The 20,574-nt window shown below is 64.6% G+C and carries 21 protein-coding genes and 1 pseudogene; 9 read left to right on the top strand and 13 right to left on the bottom strand.

All coding sequences use genetic code 11. From position 1 onward, the window contains the following. The 9 genes and pseudogenes from B1A78_RS12355 to ccoN all read right to left on the bottom strand — a co-directional run. Positions 1 to 276, bottom strand: a pseudogene (locus B1A78_RS12355) (coproporphyrinogen III oxidase); the annotation flags it as partial. Between the two features lie 287 nt (positions 277 to 563). Beyond that, positions 564 to 719, bottom strand: coding sequence for a cbb3-type cytochrome oxidase assembly protein CcoS (ccoS, locus tag B1A78_RS12350; protein ID WP_077147261.1), 156 nt, complete (start codon positions 717 to 719; stop codon positions 564 to 566). After that, positions 716 to 2,662: a copper-translocating P-type ATPase gene (locus B1A78_RS12345; protein WP_256838064.1), complete on the bottom strand. Its 1,947-nt coding sequence runs from the start codon at positions 2,660 to 2,662 to the stop codon at positions 716 to 718. The genes ccoS and B1A78_RS12345 overlap by 4 nt, the downstream gene beginning before the upstream one ends. A gap of 164 nt (positions 2,663 to 2,826) precedes the next feature. Next, on the bottom strand, positions 2,827 to 3,297 hold the full coding sequence (locus B1A78_RS12340; protein ID WP_077147259.1) for a FixH family protein: 471 nt from the start codon (positions 3,295 to 3,297) through the stop codon (positions 2,827 to 2,829). Continuing rightward, positions 3,294 to 4,751 carry a cytochrome c oxidase accessory protein CcoG gene (gene ccoG, locus B1A78_RS12335; RefSeq protein WP_077147258.1) on the bottom strand — a complete coding sequence of 486 codons (1,458 nt, stop codon included), beginning with the start codon at positions 4,749 to 4,751 and terminating at the stop codon, positions 3,294 to 3,296. The genes B1A78_RS12340 and ccoG overlap by 4 nt, the downstream gene beginning before the upstream one ends. Next, the gene (gene ccoP, locus B1A78_RS12330; protein ID WP_077147257.1) at positions 4,738 to 5,661 is read right to left on the bottom strand and encodes a cytochrome-c oxidase, cbb3-type subunit III; all 924 of its coding nucleotides are present in this window, start codon (positions 5,659 to 5,661) and stop codon (positions 4,738 to 4,740) included. Before ccoP ends, ccoG begins: the two co-directional genes overlap by 14 nt. Then, positions 5,654 to 5,812 (bottom strand): cbb3-type cytochrome c oxidase subunit 3, encoded by a 159-nt coding sequence (locus B1A78_RS12325; protein ID WP_077147256.1) that lies wholly within the window; start codon positions 5,810 to 5,812, stop codon positions 5,654 to 5,656. Before B1A78_RS12325 ends, ccoP begins: the two co-directional genes overlap by 8 nt. Then, a complete protein-coding gene (gene ccoO / locus B1A78_RS12320) occupies positions 5,809 to 6,573 on the bottom strand; it encodes a cytochrome-c oxidase, cbb3-type subunit II (RefSeq protein WP_077147255.1) in 765 nt (254 codons plus the stop codon). Before ccoO ends, B1A78_RS12325 begins: the two co-directional genes overlap by 4 nt. A 12-nt stretch (positions 6,574 to 6,585) precedes the next feature. Further along, positions 6,586 to 8,244, bottom strand: coding sequence for a cytochrome-c oxidase, cbb3-type subunit I (gene ccoN / locus B1A78_RS12315; protein WP_077147254.1), 1,659 nt, complete (start codon positions 8,242 to 8,244; stop codon positions 6,586 to 6,588). 169 nt (positions 8,245 to 8,413) lie between these two features. On the opposite strand from ccoN, the gene B1A78_RS12310 reads away from it, so the two are divergent. Next, on the top strand, positions 8,414 to 9,085 hold the full coding sequence (locus B1A78_RS12310) for an OmpW family protein (RefSeq protein ID WP_077147265.1): 672 nt from the start codon (positions 8,414 to 8,416) through the stop codon (positions 9,083 to 9,085). A 21-nt stretch (positions 9,086 to 9,106) separates the two neighbouring features. Here the strand turns inward: B1A78_RS12310 and B1A78_RS12305 are convergent, their stop codons facing one another. The 4 genes from B1A78_RS12305 to B1A78_RS22975 all read right to left on the bottom strand — a co-directional run bounded on the left by B1A78_RS12305 (position 9,107) and on the right by B1A78_RS22975 (position 13,518). Then, positions 9,107 to 9,796, bottom strand: a complete 690-nt coding sequence (locus tag B1A78_RS12305; protein ID WP_077147264.1) for a Crp/Fnr family transcriptional regulator — start codon at positions 9,794 to 9,796, stop codon at positions 9,107 to 9,109. 80 nt (positions 9,797 to 9,876) lie between these two features. Further along, a complete protein-coding gene (locus B1A78_RS12300) occupies positions 9,877 to 10,740 on the bottom strand; it encodes a universal stress protein (RefSeq protein ID WP_256838054.1) in 864 nt (287 codons plus the stop codon). Positions 10,741 to 10,845: 105 nt separating this feature from the next. Further along, entirely contained in the window at positions 10,846 to 13,161 is a 2,316-nt protein-coding gene (locus B1A78_RS12295; RefSeq protein ID WP_077147253.1) for a TonB-dependent receptor, read from the bottom strand. A gap of 165 nt (positions 13,162 to 13,326) precedes the next feature. Beyond that, positions 13,327 to 13,518 carry a hypothetical protein gene (locus B1A78_RS22975; RefSeq protein ID WP_218667974.1) on the bottom strand — a complete coding sequence of 64 codons (192 nt, stop codon included), beginning with the start codon at positions 13,516 to 13,518 and terminating at the stop codon, positions 13,327 to 13,329. Between B1A78_RS22975 and B1A78_RS12290 the strand changes: the two genes are divergently transcribed. From B1A78_RS12290 to B1A78_RS12255, 8 genes are all read left to right on the top strand, one after another. After that, on the top strand, positions 13,499 to 14,038 hold the full coding sequence (locus tag B1A78_RS12290; protein WP_179102040.1) for a TetR/AcrR family transcriptional regulator: 540 nt from the start codon (positions 13,499 to 13,501) through the stop codon (positions 14,036 to 14,038). The two genes, B1A78_RS22975 and B1A78_RS12290, sit on opposite strands and share 20 nt — an antisense overlap. A gap of 117 nt (positions 14,039 to 14,155) precedes the next feature. Then, positions 14,156 to 14,950 (top strand): enoyl-CoA hydratase/isomerase family protein, encoded by a 795-nt coding sequence (locus B1A78_RS12285; RefSeq protein WP_077147251.1) that lies wholly within the window; start codon positions 14,156 to 14,158, stop codon positions 14,948 to 14,950. Further along, a complete protein-coding gene (locus tag B1A78_RS12280; RefSeq protein ID WP_077147250.1) occupies positions 14,947 to 16,110 on the top strand; it encodes an acyl-CoA dehydrogenase family protein in 1,164 nt (387 codons plus the stop codon). Before B1A78_RS12285 ends, B1A78_RS12280 begins: the two co-directional genes overlap by 4 nt. Positions 16,111 to 16,141: 31 nt before the next feature. Then, positions 16,142 to 16,909 carry an enoyl-CoA hydratase/isomerase family protein gene (locus tag B1A78_RS12275; RefSeq protein WP_077147249.1) on the top strand — a complete coding sequence of 256 codons (768 nt, stop codon included), beginning with the start codon at positions 16,142 to 16,144 and terminating at the stop codon, positions 16,907 to 16,909. Positions 16,910 to 16,970: 61 nt separating this feature from the next. Next, positions 16,971 to 17,909, top strand: a complete 939-nt coding sequence (locus B1A78_RS23125; protein WP_256838050.1) for an SDR family NAD(P)-dependent oxidoreductase — start codon at positions 16,971 to 16,973, stop codon at positions 17,907 to 17,909. Next, positions 17,842 to 19,500, top strand: a complete 1,659-nt coding sequence (locus tag B1A78_RS12265) for an AMP-binding protein (RefSeq protein ID WP_256838062.1) — start codon at positions 17,842 to 17,844, stop codon at positions 19,498 to 19,500. The genes B1A78_RS23125 and B1A78_RS12265 overlap by 68 nt, the downstream gene beginning before the upstream one ends. Then, positions 19,466 to 19,951, top strand: coding sequence for a PaaI family thioesterase (locus B1A78_RS12260; protein WP_077147247.1), 486 nt, complete (start codon positions 19,466 to 19,468; stop codon positions 19,949 to 19,951). The genes B1A78_RS12265 and B1A78_RS12260 overlap by 35 nt, the downstream gene beginning before the upstream one ends. 18 nt (positions 19,952 to 19,969) lie before the next feature. After that, positions 19,970 to 20,527 carry a nuclear transport factor 2 family protein gene (locus B1A78_RS12255; protein WP_083734114.1) on the top strand — a complete coding sequence of 186 codons (558 nt, stop codon included), beginning with the start codon at positions 19,970 to 19,972 and terminating at the stop codon, positions 20,525 to 20,527. Positions 20,528 to 20,574: the final 47 nt, after the last annotated feature.

Genomic DNA, 20,574 nt, shown 5'->3' with positions numbered 1-20,574 from the left:
CTTTGCTACGGTGGATATCTCGGATCGAAGGGCTGCGAGATAGTCGGCGAGCCGCTGTTTGCGTCCGGCAGCGCCGGTGTTGCAGCCGCAGTACCAACAAATCTGTTCGCAGAAGGGAATATGTACATAGATCGAAATGGGCGTCGCGGCCTCGACCCTGTCGAGCGCCTCGCCATAGGCGTCGACGCCGACCTCTTCGGTAAACTCCATCGCGGTTGGATAGCTGGTATAGCGCGGAACCGGCTTGGCGAGCAGATCGGGATGATAAGACCACATGCCCGTAATATACGGCCCGCAACGGCGCTCCACATTGATCGGGATCAACGCCCGTCAGCCGCAGCAACGGCTTTTGTCGCCGCAATGCTTCGAGCGGCGGTCCGTGATCGCGTGGCAAGCCTTCGTGCAGCCCCTCTCTTCCGCCGGATCTGCCGGATCGCCGGGTATGACGACATGTTTCGCTTTGCCGCCCCCGCAAACTGGGATTGTCAGCACATGCGCCTCTGCCGGCACGGGCGGTTGGGCGAGAGCGATCGCTCCGAGCATCAGCAAGGCAATGCGCAGCCTCACGCCGTGGGCTCCTCTTCATCCTCGACGAAGATGCGAAGCGCCGCCCCGTCGAGATCGTCGAACTGCCCTCGCTTCAGCGACCAGAAAAATGCGCAGAGCCCAAGCAGCCCGAGCCCGAGGGCGATCGGGATCAGAAGAGCGAGGCCATTCACCGCAATGCCCTCTTGAGCCGTAGTGCATTGCCCACGACGATCAGGGAAGAACCCGACATCGCGACCGCCGCGACGAGCGGCGTCACGAGCCCGAGAAAGGCAAGCGGGACGGCAATGACATTGTAGCCGACAGCGAGAAGAAAATTCTGTTTCACAATCGCCCGCGCGCGCCGCGCCATGCGCACCGTTTCGACGACGGGCATCAGGCGATCGCCGAGAAAGATGCAGTCGGCGGCAGTCTTGCCGACATCGCTTGCCGAGCCCGGTGCCATCGACGCGTGACCGGCGGCGAGCGCCGGTCCGTCGTTGAGGCCGTCGCCGAGCATCAGCACCTTGTGTCCGGCGGTCTCCTGGCGCTCGATGGCAGCGAGCTTGTCTTGCGGACTCATGCCCGTCTGGGCGGTCAGGCCGAGCTCGCGAGCCACAGGTGCGACCGCTTCGGCCCGGTCGCCCGACAGGATCATCGCGTCGATGCCTTCCCTCCGCAGTGCTGCGACTGCGGCGCGCGCGTCGGGCCGCAGCTGATCGGCAAACCGGATCGTTGCCACCGGCCTCCCGTCGACGGCCAGTTCGGTCGCGAGCGCGTTGCCGGTCGCCACGCCCTGCGGGCGACCGAGTGTCACGACGTGATCAGCCCACATAGCCTCGACCCCGAAACCGGGTGTTTCCCGAAGACGGGTCACCGCTGCGGGAAGGACATGGGCCGACTGCAGGGCGCGTGTCAGTGCCTCGCTGAGGGGATGACGGCTGGCTTGCGCCAAAGCCAGCACCAGCGACTTCTTGCCGACATCGAGCCGATCGAGGTCGAGCGCCTCGGGCCGCCCGAGAGTCAGAGTGCCGGTCTTGTCGAGCAAGGCGAGATCGACCTCGGCGAGCCGTTCGAGCGCCGAACCGTCCTTGATCAGCACGCCCTTCCGCATCAACTCGCCCGCCGCGACGATCTGCGCCGCAGGAACCGCAAGGCCAAGTGCGCACGGACAGGTGATGATGAGCACGGCCGCGGCGATCAGCAGGCTGTGGTGCCAACCCGCGCCCGCGATCATCCAACCCGCAAACGCCATCAGCGCAAGGCAGTGCACCGCCGGCGCATAAAGCCGTGCCGCGCGGTCGGCGATGCGGACATAGCGCGATTTGCCCTGCGCCGCCTCGCCCATCAGCCGCGCGATGTCGGCTATGGCGGTGTCGGCGCCTGCCGCCGTCACGCGCACGCGGATCGGCGCGTCGAGGTTCAACGTACCGGCGTGGACCCTGTCATCGGGGCGAACCGATTGCGGTGCGCTTTCACCGGTGAGCAGCGACAGGTCGAGCTGGCTCGCACCGCCGACGACCACACCGTCGGCGGAAAGTCGTTCGCCCGCCGCGACGAGCATCACCATTTCGGGTTCCAGCGCGGTCGTATCGACCCAGCGCGTCCGCCCATCGCCCTCGACGACCATCGCGCCGGTTCCCATGTTGCGCAGCAAAGCCGTGACGCCGCCCCGCGCCCGGTCTCGCATCACGCTATCGAGCCAGCGCCCGCAGAGCAGGAAGAACAACAGCATAACCGCGCCATCGAAATAGGCGTGCGGGCCGCTGGTCGCCGTCTCGTACAGGCTGATCGCGCAGACGAGCGCGACGCCGATGCTGATCGGTACGTCCATGTTGGTGCGGCCGTGGCGAAGCGCCCGCCACGCCGAGCGGGAAAAGGGGCGTCCGGCATAAGCGACAGTCGGCAGCGCGATCGCCGCCGACAGCCAGTGGAACAGGTCGCGGGTCGCTCCCGCAGCCCCCGACCAGACCGACACCGACAGCAGCATGATGTTCATCATCGCGAAGCCCGACACCGCCACAGCGCGCAGCAGTTCGCGGCTGGATTCGGCTTCGGCATCGGCTTCGTCGAGGCCGGTCCCGATCGGATGCGCCTCGAACCCCAGATTCGAAAAGGCACCGATCAGATCGGGCATGTCGGTGTCGGGGGTGCAGGACAGATGTACGCGCTTTTCGGTGAAGTTGACGCGCGCGGCGGCGATGCGCCTGTCGCGCACCAACCCCTGCTCGAGCTTCGCGATGCAGCCGGCGCAGCGGATGTCGGGCACCGCGAAGTCGCGTTCGACGAGAGCGGTGGCGGTCACCGCAGGTCCTCGCGATAGCGGGCTTCGTCGGCGCCGTGGCGGACGATGAGGTCGAGCCGCCAGCGCCCTATCGCCAGCGGACGGGCCGAGCGCAGCACGCCGCCCACCGCCGGCTCGAAACGGAGCACGACGGGCGCGGTATGCCCAACGGGATGATTGATCGTCGCGGAGGCCTGGACGCCATCGAGCGGAACGCCGTCTTTGCGGATAGTCAACAGGACGTGCCGGGTCGCGTCGAGCGTGATGCTTTCGTCCCATCCCAACCGGTCCTGTGCGGCGGCGCGTTGCAGCCAGTCATTATAATGCTGGCTCGCCACATAGCTGTTCTCGACCACCTTGCCGCCAAAGGTCGACATGGCGAAGCGCGCCATGGTGAAATTGACGGCCATCACCACTGCGAAAAAGGCGACGAGGATCGCGGTCATGTGCCAGCCCGTGAAGGTTTTGGGTTTGCGTGTGTCGGTCATTGTCCTGCCTCCGGCCGGTCGAACTGGATGGTGTCGCTGTCGCCGCGCGGATCGCCGTCGAGCCCTTGCGTGCTGATCGTGAAGTCCTGCCGCGCGGGACCGGCGCCGGGCGCCGCGATGAAGAGTTTGACGCCGGTGACGCTGTCGGCAGGCAGCGCCAGTTCGATACGCTGCCCGGCCTTTTCGCGCGAACCGGCGTCGGTCCACAGCACCGCACCGGGAAGCCCGCTCACACGCACCGCGACCCGGCGCGGGCGCGTTTCCATGTTGCGCAGCTTCAGCGTGTAATTGTTCCGAATCTGGCCGTCGGAAAGCTGGACATAGAGCGGGCTGCGCTCATGCTGGACGGCAAGGTCGAGCCGCGTCCGCTGGCCGAGTGAGAAGAGCATCGCTGCACCGATCGCGGTCCAGACGCCGAAATAGATCAACGTGCGCGGACGGGTCAGCGTTTTGCGGATTGGCTGTCCGGTGCCCCCCGCCTTTTCGGTCGCCGCATCGTCGAGCGTGCAATAATCGATCAGCCCGCGCGAACGTCCGACCTGTTTCATCACCCCGTCGCAGGCGTCGATGCAGAGCGCGCAGGTGATGCAGCCGATCTGCGGCCCCTCGCGGATGTCGATCCCCGTCGGGCACACCGCAACGCACTGGTTGCAGTCGATGCAATCGCCGAAGGCGCCGGGATGCGCCTGTGCCTTCTTGACGCTGCCGCGTGGTTCGCCGCGCCAGTCCTTATAGGTTACGAGCAGCGATTTTTCGTCCATCATCGCGGTCTGGATGCGCGGCCAGGGGCACATATAGACGCACACCTGTTCGCGCAGGAAACCGCCAAGGATGAAGGTCGTCGCGGTGAGGACGGCGACGGTGCCATAGGCGACGAGCGCCGCCTGCCCGGTCCAGAAATCCACCGTGAGCGTCGGCGCGTCGGCAAAATACATGATCCACGCGCCGCCGGTCCAGAAGGCTATCGCGAGGTAGATCAGATATTTGGCGCTACGCTTCGTGACCTTTTCGGCTGTCCACGGGCCGTTCGTCAGCCGGACCTGAGCATTGCGGTCGCCGTCGACCAGCCGGTCGACATGCTGGAACAGATCGGTCCACACCGTCTGCGGACAAGCATATCCACACCAGGCGCGCCCGACCGCACTGGTAACAAGAAACAGCCCGATCCCCGCCATGATGAGCAGGCCCGCGACATAATAGAATTCGTGCGGCCAGATTTCGATCTGGAACATGTAGAAGCGCCGGTTGGCGAGATCGACGAGCACCGCCTGATCGGGCGCATAGGGGCCGCGGTCCCAGCGTATCCACGGCGTGCCGTAATAGATCGCCAGCGTCACCGCCATGATCGCCCATTTGAAACGGCGGAAGGGACCGTTCACCGCCTTCGGGTAAACGCCTTTCCGCGCCTCATAGAGCGGCGCCGGCTGGCCGGAGAGATCTTCAGGGCTGGCCATCGGCTCCCGCCCCTTCGGCGGCGGGCGCGAGTCCCTTCTCGCCGCCGCCCAGCGAATAGACATAGGCCGACAGCATCTTGATCGTCACCGGATCGAGCCGGCCACCCCAGCGCGGCATCACGCCATTGCGCGGCTGGTTGATCGTCGCGGTCAGGCTGGCGCGATCGCCGCCATAGAGCCAGATCGCGTCGGTCAGTTTCGGCGCGCCGACCTGCCGCCCGCCCTCGCCCCCGGCACCGTGGCAGACCGCGCAATTGTCGGCGAACAGCGTCGCGCCGCGCGCCGACGATGCGCTGGCCCTTTCCTGCCGGCTGATCGTGCGAACGAAGCTCACGACATCGGAAATCTGGCCCGCGTCAAGGATGCCATCGCGCCCGAAGGCCGGCATCTGGCTGGTCCGCGTCTCCTTGTGATCGGGATTCCGGATGCCGTGCGTGACCGTATATTGAATGCTGGCAAGGTCGCCGCCCCACAGCCAGTCGTCGTCGGTCAGGCTGGGATAGAGGTTTTTCACGCCGGCCCCGCCCGCGCCATGGCACTGGACGCAATGGACACGGAACGCCGCGCCGCCGCCCTGCACCGCCGCCTGCATCAGTTCGGGTTTCGCGGGCAGGTCGGTGATCGCGGTCGTGGCGATGGCGTTCACCGTCGGCGCACGGCGCCTGGCATCGGCCGCCATTTCCTTTGCCAGGTCGCCGCGGCTGGACCAGCCGAGCACGCCCTTGGTCGCGCTGTCGATCATCGGCCAGGCCGGATAAAGGACGACATAAGCCAGTCCCCAGACGATCGTCGCGTAAAAGGTCCAGAGCCACCAGCGCGGCATCGGGGTGTCGAGTTCCTCGATACCGTCCCATTCGTGGCCGACCGTGCTGGTGCCGGTGGCTTCGTCGATACGCTTCTGCTCAGCCATGCTCGTCGTCCTTGAAGATCATGCTCGCGGCCTCTTCGTTGCGGGCGCGGGCACTCGGCCGGAACGGCCAGGCGATGAGGGTGAGGAACAGCAGCGTCATCGCGAGCAGCCCCCAGCTGTCGGCAAAATGCCGAAGATTGTCGTAGCTCATCGCGCCGCCTCCGTTTCGCCGGGGCGTTCCTGCGGCGCCGCCTTGTCGACATCGACGAGCGTGCCGAGCATCTGGAGATAGGCGATCAGCGCATCCATCTCGGTCACCCGCGCAGGGTCGCCGTCGAAGTCGCGGACCTGCGCCTTTGGATAGCGTTTCTGCAGGTCGCCCGCGCCGGCATCAGGATCGGCCTGCGCCTTGATGTCCTCATTCGCCTTTTCGATATCGGCCTTCGTATAGGGAACCCCGACGCGATAGAGCGCGGTCAGGTCGTTCGCCATGTCGCCGGTCTTGAGTTCGCGCTCCGCAAGGAAAGCGTATGGCGGCATGATCGATTCGGGCACGACGCTGCGCGGGTCGATCAGATGCGCCTTGTGCCATTCGTCCGAGTAGCGGCCGCCGACGCGCGCCAGGTCGGGCCCGGTGCGCTTCGATCCCCATTGGAACGGATGATCGTACATGCTTTCGGCGGCGAGGCTGTAATGGCCGTAGCGTTCGACCTCGTCGCGGAACGGACGGATCATCTGGCTGTGACAGGTATAGCAGCCTTCGCGCATATAGATGTTGCGCCCGGCGAGTTCGAGCGGGGTGTAGGGGCGCATCCCCTCGACCTTCTCGATCGTGTTGTCGATCCAGAAGAGCGGCGCGATCTCGACGATGCCCCCGATCGTGACCGTGAGCAGCGCAAGCGCGCCGAGCAAGGTCACGTTGCGCTCGATCTTCTTGTGGCTGAAGCCCTTTTTGGCGGGTTTGGTGGCCATGGTCCGGGCTCCTTATTCGGCGGGAACGGGCGTCAGCGGACGGTCCGCCACGGCGTTATAGGGGGTTTCGGTCATCGGCCTTTCGGCGCGGACCTTGCCCGCGAGCGTCGCCCAGACGTTGACGATCATGATGAGGAAGCCTGCGAGATACATCGCCCCGCCTGCGGCGCGGATCAGATACATCGGGTGCATCGCCGCGACGCTCTCCGCAAAGCTGTAGACGAGGTAGCCATCGGCGCCATATTCGCGCCACATCAGCCCCTGCATGATGCCCGCCACCCACATCGACGCGGCGTAGAAAACGATCCCCACGGTCGCGAGCCAGAAGTGCCAGTTGACCATGCGCAGGCTGTAGAGGCGCGGGCGGCCCCACAGGCGCGGCACCAGATAATATACGCAGGCAAAGGTGATCATGCCGTTCCAGCCCAGCGCACCGCTGTGCACATGGCCGATCGTCCAGTCGGTGTAGTGCGACATGGAGTTGACCCATTTGATCGACATCATCGGGCCTTCGAAGGTGCTCATGCCATAGAAGGCGAGCGCCATGACCATCATGCGGATGATCGGGTCGGTGCGGATCTTGTCCCACGCGCCGTTCAGCGTCATCAGGCCGTTGATCATGCCGCCCCAGCTCGGCATCCACAGGATCACCGAGAACACCATGCCCAGCGTCTGCGCCCAGTCGGGCAGCGCGGTGTAATGAAGGTGATGCGGCCCCGCCCAGATGTAGAGGAAGATCAGCGACCAGAAGTGGATGATCGACAGCCGATAGCTGTAGACCGGCCGCTCGGCCTGCTTCGGCACGAAATAATACATCATCGCGAGGAAGCCCGCGGTCAGGAAGAAGCCGACCGCATTATGCCCGTACCACCATTGCGTCAGCGCATCCTGCACACCAGCAAAGGCGGCATAGCTCTTTGAGCCAAGAAGGCTGGCGGGCATCGACAGGTTGTTGACGATGTGGAGCATCGCAATGGTGACGATGAAGCTGAGGTAAAACCAGTTCGCGACATAGATATGCGGCTCGCGGCGCTTCACGATCGTGCCGACGAAGACGACCAGATAGGCCACCCAGACGATCGTCAGCCACAGGTCGACATACCATTCGGGCTCGGCATATTCCTTGGCCGCAGTGACGCCCATCAGATAGCCGGTCGCGGCCAGCACGATGAAGAGCTGGTATCCCCAGAAGACGAAGCGCGCGAGCGTCGGGAAGGCAAGCCGCGCACGGCAGGTGCGCTGCACGACATAGAAGCTCGTCGCGATCAGCGCATTGCCGCCGAAGGCGAAGATCACCGCCGAGGTGTGCAGCGGCCGGAGGCGCCCGAAGGTCGTATATTCGAGGTTGAGGTTCAGCGCCGGAAAGGCAAGCTGGAGAGCGATATAGAGGCCGGCCGCCATCCCCGCGACGCCCCAGAACAGCGTCGCGATGACGCCCCAGCGGATCGGGTCGTCGTCATAGACGCCCTCGTTGCCCGGCATCTTGAGCAGGCCGCGCGCGATGCGCTGATAGTCGGCGCGCATCAGCGTCGCCCAGAGCGCAATGAGGCTCGCCAAGGCGATGATGACCATATGGACGGCAAAGGGCGCATCGACTGCGAGCGCCGCCATGACCAAAGCGAGCAAGGCCAGCGCGAACCATCCCCCCGCCTTTGCTAACAGACTATCCATATTGCCTTGTCCCCGCTCGACGAAGCTCGGTTGCCGCGCCTTCGGGACTGCTCTTGTGAGCGCGACCGGCTGAAAACATTGACCAGGATCAACGAATAGATTGCGCGGCATCAATGCCGCCCGGAGCCCGTCGGTGCAGGGAGCCCCCGTCAACGCAAGGAGCACCGACATGAAGAAAGACTATCTCTCCCTCGCCGCGCTGGCGGCCGCGCTGGCGGTTCCCGGCCAGGCATCTGCCAAGGCGGGCGACGTCCAGTTCAAGATCTTCGCGACCTATGTGGCCCCCGACGGCAAGATCCGCGACGTCAAGCTCGACGCGATCGGGCTACCTGCGAACACACAGGCGAAGGCGGACGACAATATCACGCCCACGGTCGCGATCGAATTTTTCGTTGCCGACAATATCTCGATCGAGACGATCGCCGGGGTGACGCAGCATGATGTGAACGGCCGGGGCGCACTCGATGGGGCCACCTTGGTCTCCGACGCGAAGATCGTCCCGGCGACGCTCACGCTCAAATATCATTTCGGCAAGGAAGGCGGCATTCAGCCCTATGTCGGTGCCGGCCCGAGCTATTTCATCTTCATCGACGAGAAGCCCGGCGCCACGACCCGGTCGCTAGGCGCAACCCGCCAGAAGATGGGCGACAAACTCGGAGCCGCGCTGCAGGCGGGCATCGACATTCCGGTAAACGACAAGGGCCTCGCCTTTTCGCTCGATGCCAAGCGCTATTTCCTGCGGCCCGCTGCGACCTGGTATGCCGGCACGACACCGGTGATCAAGACGCGCCACACGCTCGACCCCTGGGTGATCAGCGCAGGCGTTGCCTTCCGCTTCTGACCTCCCCACTGGCGCCGACGATCAGCCGGCCACCGCCTCCATCGCTGCGCGATCATTTATCACGATCGCACGCCGGGATGGCAGGTCGACAAGGCCGTCGGCGCGCATTTTGGTCAGCTGCCGACTGGTGGTTTCGATTGTGAGGCCCAGGATATCGGCAATCTGCTGCCGACCGAAGGGAAGCTCGAAGCCGGCTTGCGTCCCGGCATGACAGCCCTGCCCCGACAGACGTTCCGACATTTCCAGCAGAAAGGAGGCGACCTTTTCCGGTGCCGACTTGCGGCCGAGCAACATCATCCAGTGGCGCGCGCGATCAAGCTCGTCGAGCGTTCGGCGCAGAAGCTTTTGCTGCAGTTCGGGATGATCGCCTGCGAAATCATCGAAGCTGTTACGATTGAAAATGCAGACTTCGGCATCGGTCATGGCGGTAACGCTGTACGGGCTTTCCTTGCCGAACGGACGACCGATGAAATCCGACGGAAAAACAACGCCGACGATCTGCTCGCGTCCATCCGCCGTGGCGACGACCAGCTTGAGCACGCCGTCCAGGACGTTGGCGACTACCGGGGCATCGTCGCCCTCCCAAAGCAGCGTATGGCCCGCCTTGACCCTCTGGCGGCGGCCCATCTTGCCCAGCAATGCCAGTTCTTCGGCATCGAGGCTGGCACATATCGCTCGGTTGCGGACGACACAGGATGCACAATCGGTCACGTCGTACATCTAATGTATCGCCGCTCCCGTGGAAATAGGGGTCATATTGCCGCCACGCTGAATATTTTGGCCGACGTCCATCAGTGCGCGAGAAGCAGAGGCACCGGCGAAGACTCGAGCATGTATCGCGTGACGCCGCCGAACAACGTCTCTCGAAGCCGCGGGCGACCATAAGCGCCCATCACGATGAGCCCTGCCGCCATTTCCTTTGCAACCCGCACCAGGGCTTCTTCGGCCGTATCGGGTCGAACCGGCTCGCGGCGCCATTCCGCATGAACGCCATGTCGCGACATATAGCGAAGCGCATCCTCGGCGGAAACGCGGCCCGCATCGTCGCCCACCGATAACAGCGTGACGCGGCTGGAACCACCCAACAGCGGCATCCCGGCGCGAAGCGCATGGGCCGCCTGCGGGCTCCCGTTCCAGGCAACCATCATCGGCGCATCAAGGTCGATCGAGGCGCTGCCCGCCGGCAAGGCGAGCACCGGCGCCGAAACGGTCAGCGCAAGGTCGGCGGCGATGGTCGGCGCCGCCGAACCATATCGATCGCGCTGGCCGAGCGAAACGATCGCCAGATCGGCAAGCGTGGCGGCCAGCGTCATCGCCGACAGCGCGTCGCCATCGGCGACCGCCACGTCCCAGGGAACATCCTCACGCTCCAGTTCAGTACCTAGCCGCTTTTCGAGCTCGGCATCTTCCAGCTGAGCCTTCGCCAGTTCCTCGCGCGCGAGATACATTCCTCCGAACGGATCGGACGCGATGAACAACTGATATGGGGAACTGATGAGAAAGCTCAGATGGGACCGAAACCGCCGAGCGATCGCGAGGGCGCTCTCAGTTCGCGCTCCCATGGACGGCGCATGGTCGGCATGGATCAGAATATTACGCATCGTCTCTTCTCCTGCATTCACGAGCAGGATGGCGACAGGTGCGGGTTCCGTCATTGACGAGCATCAAATTGCTGCCCGCCAACAGCCCAAGCTGTTCCGGCCGGTAGCGGACTGTCCGCTACCGGCCATATGTCGCGCATTGCCGCCGACGAACTGCCGTCAGTCGAACTTGAAGACTAGATTGACGCCATAGGTCACGGGCATTCCGGTGAACCGGATCACCGCATCTCCGCGCCGCGCGGCGGTATTCCAGTAATATTCGTTCGTGACATTCTGGGCATACAGGCTTGCGGTCCATGCACCGTCGGCGTCGCCGATTCCGGCGCGCAGGTCGAGCAGGCCATAATCGTCGATGAACAGGCGCGCGTCGGGCTTGAAATCGCCATAGGTCGAACTGCGATACGTATAGTTGGCGCCGACGAAGGCTTCCTTCGATCCGCCTATATCCCAACGATATTCAAGATCGGCGTTGAGCTGCCATTTCGGCGTGTAGGGGAAACGGAAACCGTTGAAGTCGGTGACCGCACCGAACGCCGTGTAGTTCGAGAAGGAACGCGTCACCTTGCTGTCGATATAGGTGGCGCCCAGATTGGCGCGCAGCCCGTCGATGGGCGAAACCACCAGCTGCACCTCGGCGCCCTTGATCCGCGACTTCGGTACATTGACCAGCGCTTCGAGCGGCCCGAACACGGGCACGATCGTCCGCCCCTTCAGCTGCTTGTCGAGATAGTCGTAATAGAAGAGCGCGCCATTCAGCTGGACCGCCCGGTCGAGCAGCGCCGACTTGAAGCCGATTTCATAAGCCGTCACCTGCTCCTGCCGCACCGGCTTGTACTGCGAGAAACGATTGCCCGCGAGCGTCGCGAAGGAACCGCTCTTATAGCCCCGGCTGACGCTGGCGTAGAAAAGCTGGCCGTTGGCGGGCTTCCACTGCAGCACGCCACGCCACGAGACATTGTCTTCGGGCAGGCTGCCCTCGAACAGCGCAGGCTGGCCCGCGTCGTTGAAGGTGACACAGCCGCCGAGCGGGATCGTTCCCGACGGCAGGCCGAAGATCAGCTCGAACCCGCGCGCATAGGTGCCGTTGCCGGCGTTGAGCGTGCAGCCCGCAAAATCGACCTTGGTGTCGGTATAGCGGATCCCCCCGATCAGGGTCAGCGTATCGACGATCGGGACGCTGACGTCGGCAAAGGCAGCGTAGCTGCGGTATTTGGTATCACCGAGCTGCGGCACCAGTTCGATCGACGGGAAGCCGAAGCGATCAAAGACATGCGCCGACGACTGATCGTTGAGCCGCTGGGTCAGCAGTTCATGCGTCTTGCCCCATTCATAATTGCCGCCGACGATCCACGACCCGTCGCCCAGCAGCGAACCGGCCAGTCGCAGTTCCTGACTGAAGGATTTGATGTCGCCCTCGAGGAACACGTCGGTCAGCCGCAGCGTCGTTCCGTCCGATTCCTGTCCATAAGCCTCCTTGAAGCGCGTATAGGCCGATATCGAGGTGAACGTGATGTCGTCGCTCAGGTCCACTTCGCCACGCAGCGCCGCCTGCACCTGCCAATTGTCCTTCTTCAGCCGGAAGCTGTTACCCCAGTCCGCGGCGCGATTGCTCTCCGGCGCGCGCGGGTAGGTCGGCAGGCGCGGATCGAAGAAGCCGGCGGACTGCTGGAAGGGTGCAATAAACTGCGGCGCCTGTGTGTCGCCATGGTCCTGATAGGCATTGACCATCAGGTTCAGTCGCATCGTCTCGACGGGCCGGAACGCCAGCTGGACGCGGCCCTGCGTAAAGGCGCGCTGACCCAGGCTCGCGTCGCGCGTGTAGCTCCTTTGCCAGTCCCCACCCCCTTCATGACGCAGCGAAATGCGCGCCGCAAGCGTGTCCGACAACGGTCCGCTGGCATAGCCTTCGGCGCTGAACCGATTGAAGCGCCCATAGGAGAGCGCGAGCCCCGCTTCGGGCGACCAGGTCGGCTTGGCGGCGATATAGTTGATCGCGCCGCCGGTCGCGTTCGACCCGAACAGCGTGCCCTGCGGCCCCTTCAGCACCTCGACCCGTTCCAGATCGAAGGAGGCGCCCGCGGTCATCACCGAATAGGGGATGGGCACTTCGTCGGTGTAGACGGTCACGGTGGGCTTCGCCGCAAGGCTGCTGTCGAAAAAGCCGATGCCGCGCAGGAAATAGACCGGCGTGCCAAAGCCGCTGTTGATCGCGTTGAAGCCGGGGGTGACTTTCGCCAGCCCGGCGACGTCGGTCACGCCCTGCGCCTGCAGGGCGTCGCCCGACACCGCCGTGATCGACAGCGGCACGCTGTTGATGCTCTCGCTGCGCTTCTGCGCGGTGACGATGATCTCGTCCGTGCCGGCCGTTTCCGCGCCTTCGACGGGCGCAGCCTCCTGCGCCGCCGCCTGATTCGCGAGCAACGCGAGCAGCAGGGCCGCGACCGACGACGAGCTACGCATCTTTGAAAGCGCCATAATTTCCCTCCCGATGACCATCTGTAGCGCCCGGCTCCGATCCGAAAAGGGCGCTCAAATATTTTGTTACCGTCCGGTCGGTAATATTGCTTTCTATGATTGTCAAATCGGCAATGACGGCGGCAACTATTGACCAGCGGGTCGCGACCGACCTATGCCTCGCGCTCAGGGGCAGCCGGAACGACCGCAGGGCGCGGATATCCGGCGCATGGTGAAAGCAATGGCGGAAGCATCGAGAAAGACACGGGCATCGGCGACGCCCGCCCAGACACGAGCCGGCCCGGCCGCGACCGCGAAGCCGGGGCGCAAACGCGGCAGCGTCAACAAGGAGGTAATCATGGCGATCGCCTCCACCATGTTCCGCGAGCGCGGCTACGACCGCACCAGCCTCGACGACATCGCGGCAGGGCTGTCGATCACCAAGCCCAGCCTCTATTATCATTTCGCGAGCAAGGAGGAGATCCTGCTCGAATGCATTGCGCGCGGCTATATCCTGTTCCAGCAGAAAATAGCCGATCGCGACGATATCCGCCTGCCCGGCCGCGAACGCGTCCGCATATTCATCGAATGCTACGTCGACCTGCTCCAGGACAATGTCCTGTCGATGATCGTCGCCGACGAGCGCGTGATGAGCGATGCGGGCAAGGCCAAGTCGCGCAACTACAAAAGGATGCTCAACCGCGACCTGCTCGACCGGCTCGAGGTCGGCCGCAAGGACGGATCGCTCGCCTTCGACGACGCGCGCATCATTTCCTTCGGCATCTTCGGCATGGTCAACTGGATGACGCACTGGCAGTCGGGCGCGCTGCAGATCGATGCCCGCGCGGTGTCCGACCAGTTCGTCGCCATGATTCTCGACGGCATCGGCAAACCCTAAGGCGACCCAAAGACCCGCATTCCTGCGCAGCTCGCGGCGTTTCAGACCGCGAGTTGACAGCCCTTGTCGGCGCGCATATGTAAATGTTACCGACTAGTAGGTAATAAGGGATTTGCGATGGCCGACTTTCGTTATCTGAACACCAGCGTCGAGGACGGCGTCGGCATCCTGCAGCTCAACCACCCCGAGGTGCGCAACGCGCTTGGCTGGGAATTGCACCAGGACATCATCGCCGCGCTTCGCGCCTGGGAAGATGATGATGCGGTGTCGTGCGTGCTGTTCATCGGCAATGAAGACTATTTCTGCGCCGGCTGGCGCGTCGACATCCTCAACACGGCGGACGACGACGACCGCCGGCGCTTCAACGACCTCGCCCTCGCGCTGATGAAGGCGATCTACGACTTCGGCAAACCGTCGGTCGCGGCGGTCGCCGGCGTCGCCCCCGGCTATGGCATGGACGTCGCCAATATGTGCGACATCACCGTCGCGTCCGAAAATGCGCTCTTCGGATCGACGCAGGTCAAATATGCCATGAACGGCTTCTATCACGGCATCATGTCGCGCGTCGGGAAGCAGCACGCCCGCCGCCTCTATTACACCGGCGATCCGATCGACGCGCAGGAAGCGCTGCGCATCGGCCTCGTCAGCGAAGTCACGCCGGTCGGCGAGTTGCGGAGCCGCGCGCTGACCTTGGCGAAGCAGATCGCCGAAATGGGCCCCGAACTTGCAAAGATCTTCAAGGGCGTCGCGCTGCGCGCGTCGAACATGGATCATCTCGGCGCGCTGCAATATGAGCTGACCGTCACCCACGACCTGCTCCAGCGCGGCATTTTCCGCGAGCGCATCGCGCGTGGTTTCGACCGGCTGAAGGCCGGCAACAGCGTCGCGATCGAACGCGCCGGAAAGCCATGACCCTCGACGTCGTCGCCTCCGACATTTTCGCGGCCGAGGAGTGCGACCAGTTCGCGCGCTCGGTCGACGGCTTCCTCGCGGCGCATGCCGCGCCCGACGCCATCGACCGCTGGCGCGCCGACAAATGCGTCGACCGTGCGACCTGGACCGCTGCGGCCGAGGCCGGCCTGCTCGGCATTTCGGTCGACGAAGCCTATGGCGGCGCGGGCGCCGATTTCCGGTTCGAGGCGATCATCACCAAGGCGATCGGGCATCGCGGCGCCGATGCGCTGACGATCAGCCTGCACAATGCGGTGATCCTCCCCTATGTCTCGACCTTCGGCACCGAGGCGCAGAAAGGCCAGTGGCTGCCCAAATTCTGCTCGGGCGAATGCCTGACCGCGATCGCGATGACCGAACCGGCGGCGGGATCGGACCTGCAGGGCATGAAGATGACCGCGCGCAAATGCGCCGGCGGCTGGCGCCTCAGCGGGCAAAAGACCTTCATCTCGAACGGGCAGATTGCCGACGTCATCATCGTCGCGGCCAAGACCGATCCGTCGGGCGGCAGCCGGTCGATCTCGCTGTTCATCGTAGACGTGCGCGGCGCGCCAGAAGGCTTCCGGCGCGGGCGCAATCTCGACAAGGTCGGGCAGGAGGGACAGGATACGTCCGAACTCTTCTTCGACGACCTGTTCGTGCCCGACGACGCGCTCCTTGGCGGCGTCGAGGGACGCGGGCTGCCCCAACTCATGGAAAAGCTGCCGCAAGAGCGGCTGATCATCGCCTGGCAGGCGATGGCGATGATCGAACGCGCGCTCGACGAGACGATCCGCTACACGCGCGAACGGCCGATGTTCGGCCAGACGCTCGCCGATTTCCAGAACACCCAGTTCAAGCTCGCCGAATATAAGACGCAGGCGGTCGTCTGCCGCGTCTTCGTCGATCATTGCACCGACCTGCTCGTGCGCGGCGAACTGACCGCCGAACTCGCCTCGATGGCCAAATATTGGGCGTCGGAGGAGCTGACGAAGGTCGTCGATGGCTGCCTCCAGCTCTTTGGCGGCTATGGCTATATGCTCGAATATCCGATCGCGCGCATGTTCCGCGATAGCCGCATCCACCGCATCTATGGCGGCGCGAGCGAGGTGATGAAGCTGCTCATTGCCCGAAATCTCTGATCCGAAATCCCGAAACCCAGGAGTGAATATCATGGCAAAGCACGGCACGATGCGCAGCGAGGTAAAGGGCGGCGTCGCCACCATCTTCCTCGATCGCCCCGACAAGAAGAATGCGCTCAGCACCGAATTGTTCGAGGATCTGGTCGAAACGCTCCAGCAATGGCGGCGCGACGACAGCGTCGCGGCGGTCGTCATCACCGGCACCGAGGAGTATTTCTCGGCCGGACTCGATCTCGACACGATGAACTGGAAGACGGAGGAAGAGCGGCTGCGCTGGTATGACGCGACCTACTATGGCTATCTCGAACTGCTCGAATATCCCAAGCCGACGATCGCCGCGGTCGCGGGGCCGACCTTCGGCGGCGGCTGCGACATCGCGGTCTTCTGCGATATCCGCGTTTCAAGCCCGAACGCCAAATTTGGCTTTCCGCAGATCCGTTTCGGGCTGACCCCCTTCGTCGATCCGCTGCAGCGCATCGTCGGGCAGAGCCAGGCGAAACTGCTCGTGCTGACCGGACGCCGTATCGATGCGCCGGAAGCGCTGCGGATCGGCCTGGTCGACGAGATCGCTCCCGAAGGCGGATTGCTTGCGGCGGCGCAGGCCATGGCGGCCGAGATCGCCTCGACGACCGTACCGACCGTCGTGCGCACGACCGAAATGCTGCGCCGCAGCTGGTCGATGGATCCGCAGGCGGCCTATGTCTACGGCCATGTCCAGTATCGCGACGTCCACTGGAATCCGGAGATTTCCGACCGCATGCTGGCCGCGCGCGCCAAGGTCGGCTCGGGAACGCGCTGATACGCGACCGATGACAGGCCTTCCTCCCCTCCCCTCCACCGGCCTGGCCGGATCGGTAATCGTGGTCGTCGGCGCAAGCCGCGGGCTCGGACGGCAATATGCCGCCGACCTCGCGCGCGCCGGGGCCCGCCTCGTCCTGACGGGACGCGGCAACGAGGTCGCGGCAGTCGCCGAGACGATCCGGCAGGAGGGCGGAAGCGCGCTTGCTGTGCGGTGCGATATCCGCAATCCCGCGCCCTTCGTCGATGCGGCGCTCAAAGAATATGGCGCGATCGACGGGCTGGTGGTCAACGCCGGGCTCGTCCGCGACCGCAGTTTCGCGAAGATGAGCGCCGGCGAATGGTCCGAAGTGATCGACGTCCATCTCGGCGGCAGTTTCGCCTGCGCCAAGGCGGTGTGGGCGCCGATGACGGCACGGGGGCGCGGCTCGATCATCTTCACCACCTCGGGTGCTGGCATGCACGGCGCCTTCGGGCAAGCCAATTACGCCGCGGCCAAGGGCGGTATCATCGGCCTGATGAAGACGCTCGCCATCGAAGGCGAACGCGTGGGTATCCGCGCCAACGCCATCGCACCGATGGCGCTGACCGAAATGACCGACGGGGTCTTTTCCGACCGCATGAAGCATGGCTTGCTTCCCGAACAGATTTCGCCCTTCCTGCTCGCGCTGCTCGACCCCGGGTCGACGCGGACCGGCGAGATCGTCGAATGCGGCGGCGGCTGGGGCGCGCAGATGCGCTGGCAGCGATCGGCGGACAATGTACAGGATGGCCTGAATGGAGTTTGCGAATCCCCCTGCCCCCAGCGTGACGCTCGACCGCCGCGACGACGGCAGCATCGTCCTGCGCTCGGGCCTCCCGCTCGGCCCCGTTCCCAAATCGCTCGCGCATGTCTTCGACGAACAGGCCGAACGCGACCCCGATGCCATCTTCATGCGCCAGCGCGGTCCGAACGGCGAGTGGCAGGGCATCTCATACGGTGCGGCACGGCGAGCCGCTGACGGCCTCGCCCAATGGCTCGTCGACGAGGGAATCGGCGTCGGTGACGTCGTCTCCTTCCTGTCCGAACCGTCGATCGTCCATGGCATTGCCGCCATAGGCGTGCAGCGCAGCGGTGCCGCGATCGCGCCCGTCAGCGTCGCCTATTCGCTGATGTCGCGCGATCATGCCCAGCTCCGCCAATGCGTCTCGGTGGTCGGGGCAAAGGTCGTGATCGTCGACGACGCCGCGCGCTACGCCGCCGCGTTGCGTGCACTCGCCCCGCTCGGAGTAACCATCGTCGCGGCATCGGGCACCGTCGAAGGGGTCGACACCACGCCTTGGGCCGAGGTGGTCGCGACGCCACCTCGCCACGACGTGACCGAGCGGATGGCGGCGATCCGTCCCGACCATATCGCGCGCATCATCTATACCTCGGGATCGACCGGTTCGCCCAAGGCGACGCCGCAACCGCACGCCAACCTCAACATCACCATCGCGCAGAACCGCGCGCTCGGCCTGCTCGAATTCGGCGACGATCCGCCGCAAATTCTCGAAGCGATGCCGTTCAGCCACATCATGGCGGGCAATTTCAACTTCAACAACACGATCGCTGCCGGCGGCACGGTCTGGATCGACGAGGGCAAGCCGACCGCCGAGATGTTCGCAAAGACGCTCGCCAATCTGCGCGACGTCGCGCCATCCTATTTCATCACGGTGCCGCTCGGCTACACGATGCTGTGCCAGGCGCTCGAGGCCGATGCCGACCTCAGCCGCCATTTCTTCTCGCGCCTCAAATTTCTCGGCTTCGGCGGCGCGGTGCTCGCCGAGGATGTCCGCGACCGGCTGATCGCGCTGTCGATCGCCGCGCGCGGCAAGGCGGTCCCGATCTTCTCCTTCTACGGCGCGACTGAATATCTGTTCGGGACGCTCAAATATTGGACCGAAGGCGGGACCGACGTGATCGGGCTTCCCCTCCCCGCCACCGACCTCAAGCTCGTTCCGTTCGACGGGCGGTACGAAATGCGCGTCAAGGGACCGACGATGATGCCGCAAAGCGGCTATATCGGCGCACCCGAAGCCTCGGCATCGCTGTTCGACGAGGAGGGCTATTTCCACACCGGCGACGCCGTCCGCTTCGCCGACCCCGACGAGCCGCATGCAGGCCTCGTCTTTGCCGGCCGATTGTCCGAAGATTTCAAGCTCGATTCCGGCACCTATGTCACGGTCGAGGCGCTGCGGCTGGCGGTGCTCGCGGCATGCGGCGACCATGTTTCGGAAGCCGTGATCTGCGGCCTCAACCGCCCCTATCCATCGGCGCTGCTGTGGCTTCGGACGGGAGAGAACGACGCCGAAACGCACACGGCGATCGCGTCGGCGCTGACCGCCTTCAATGCCACGCAAAGCGGCGCCACGCGCCGGATCGGGGCGGCGCTGATCCTCGACGAACCGCCGTCGTTCGAAACCGGCGAGGTCACCGTGAAGGGCAATGTCGCGCAGCGCGTCGTGCGCGAGCGACGCGTGGCCGAGGTCGATCGCCTCTATGCCGACCGTCCCGACCCCGCGGTCATCCTGCTCGGTGACGCGGCGCGCAAGCTGGTCGAGCCGCGCTGATGGGCCGCGGGCGGTGACGATGCTCCGCACGCCGGGCGACTGGGGACCGCTGACCTTCGACGATCCCTTTTGCGCGCATATCGGCGGTATGCAGATGCTGTACACCGGCGACGCGGTCGAACCCGTCCGCTTCGGGATGGAAGTTCAGGCGCACCAGTGCAACCGCCTCGGCTTTTGTCATGGTGGGCTGCTATCGACCTTTCTCGACACCGCCCTCGGGGTCTGCGCGATCGAGATTTGCGGCCACGACTGGGGCGGCCCGACGATCAACCTCAGTGTCGATTTCCTGCAGGGCGCCCCGCAGGGCGACTGGATCGAAAGCCGCGTCACGCTCGAACATACGACGCGCAGCCTGATGTTCGTGACCGGAACGGTCGTCGGTTCGCCGGGGCCGATCGCCCGGGCCACCGCCCTGTTCAAACAACCACGCCCGGCGCCCCAGGCCGCCTAATTGCACGGAGAAAGAAACATGGCTCCCAACGACGTCCTTCCCGGCACGGTTCATCCCATTGGCCGAAGCTATGTCGGATTGCCGGTCGCCGACATCGTCACCGCCGAATTTGTCCGCGATTTCGGTAACCGCTGGGAGGCCGCGTGGAATTCGCACGACACCGAACAGGTCATGGCGCTGATCCATCCCGACATCCGCTGGAACGACACCATATTCTGGCCCGAAATCGTCAACGGACATGCTGCGATGCGCGCCTATGTCGACAAGATCTGGGCGGTGATGCCCGACGTGCATTTCCGCGAGGTACAGCTTTTCAACGCTCTCGATGCAGGACGAGCCCTTTATCTGTTCGAACAGACCGCAACCGCGCCGCCCGCGTCGGGCAAGGACAGCAGCGCCACGACCTATGGCTGCGACATCTTCCTCGGCTTCCGCGACGGGCTGCTGTCCGAATATATGGCGCAATATGAAATCGCCGAAATGATGCGGCAATTCGGCATGCTGCCTCCCCGCAACGGACGCATCGGCGGCGCCTATTTGCTTTCGCTCTTGGGCCGCGGGCCGGCCAAGGGCTGACAGGCCCCGATACCGGACAACAGGAAAAGGAAGACGCCGGCATGGCA

Source organism: Sphingopyxis sp. KK2 (assembly GCF_001990265.1).
In the GTDB taxonomy this organism is placed as follows: domain Bacteria; phylum Pseudomonadota; class Alphaproteobacteria; order Sphingomonadales; family Sphingomonadaceae; genus Sphingopyxis.
Note: the sequence above shows the minus strand (reverse complement) of the source record. Positions and strands in the feature narration are given on the sequence as shown.

Bases quoted from the DNA above. Each gene is read 5' to 3' on its own strand.
- B1A78_RS12345 (WP_256838064.1), bottom strand. From the start codon at position 2,662: ATGCCCGATCTGATCGGTGCCTTTTCGAATCTGGGGTTCGAGGCGCAT.
- B1A78_RS12340 (WP_077147259.1), bottom strand. From the start codon at position 3,297: ATGACCGACACACGCAAACCCAAAACCTTCACGGGCTGGCACATGACC.
- ccoG (WP_077147258.1), bottom strand. From the start codon at position 4,751: ATGGCCAGCCCTGAAGATCTCTCCGGCCAGCCGGCGCCGCTCTATGAG.
- ccoP (WP_077147257.1), bottom strand. From the start codon at position 5,661: ATGGCTGAGCAGAAGCGTATCGACGAAGCCACCGGCACCAGCACGGTC.
- B1A78_RS12325 (WP_077147256.1), bottom strand. From the start codon at position 5,812: ATGAGCTACGACAATCTTCGGCATTTTGCCGACAGCTGGGGGCTGCTC.
- ccoO (WP_077147255.1), bottom strand. From the start codon at position 6,573: ATGGCCACCAAACCCGCCAAAAAGGGCTTCAGCCACAAGAAGATCGAG.
- ccoN (WP_077147254.1), bottom strand. From the start codon at position 8,244: ATGGATAGTCTGTTAGCAAAGGCGGGGGGATGGTTCGCGCTGGCCTTG.
- B1A78_RS12310 (WP_077147265.1), top strand. From the start codon at position 8,414: ATGAAGAAAGACTATCTCTCCCTCGCCGCGCTGGCGGCCGCGCTGGCG.
- B1A78_RS12300 (WP_256838054.1), bottom strand. From the start codon at position 10,740: ATGACGGAACCCGCACCTGTCGCCATCCTGCTCGTGAATGCAGGAGAA.
- B1A78_RS12295 (WP_077147253.1), bottom strand. From the start codon at position 13,161: ATGGCGCTTTCAAAGATGCGTAGCTCGTCGTCGGTCGCGGCCCTGCTG.
- B1A78_RS12290 (WP_179102040.1), top strand. From the start codon at position 13,499: ATGGCGATCGCCTCCACCATGTTCCGCGAGCGCGGCTACGACCGCACC.
- B1A78_RS22975 (WP_218667974.1), bottom strand. From the start codon at position 13,518: ATGGTGGAGGCGATCGCCATGATTACCTCCTTGTTGACGCTGCCGCGT.
- B1A78_RS12285 (WP_077147251.1), top strand. From the start codon at position 14,156: ATGGCCGACTTTCGTTATCTGAACACCAGCGTCGAGGACGGCGTCGGC.
- B1A78_RS12280 (WP_077147250.1), top strand. From the start codon at position 14,947: ATGACCCTCGACGTCGTCGCCTCCGACATTTTCGCGGCCGAGGAGTGC.
- B1A78_RS12275 (WP_077147249.1), top strand. From the start codon at position 16,142: ATGGCAAAGCACGGCACGATGCGCAGCGAGGTAAAGGGCGGCGTCGCC.
- B1A78_RS12265 (WP_256838062.1), top strand. From the start codon at position 17,842: ATGCGCCAGCGCGGTCCGAACGGCGAGTGGCAGGGCATCTCATACGGT.
- B1A78_RS12255 (WP_083734114.1), top strand. From the start codon at position 19,970: ATGGCTCCCAACGACGTCCTTCCCGGCACGGTTCATCCCATTGGCCGA.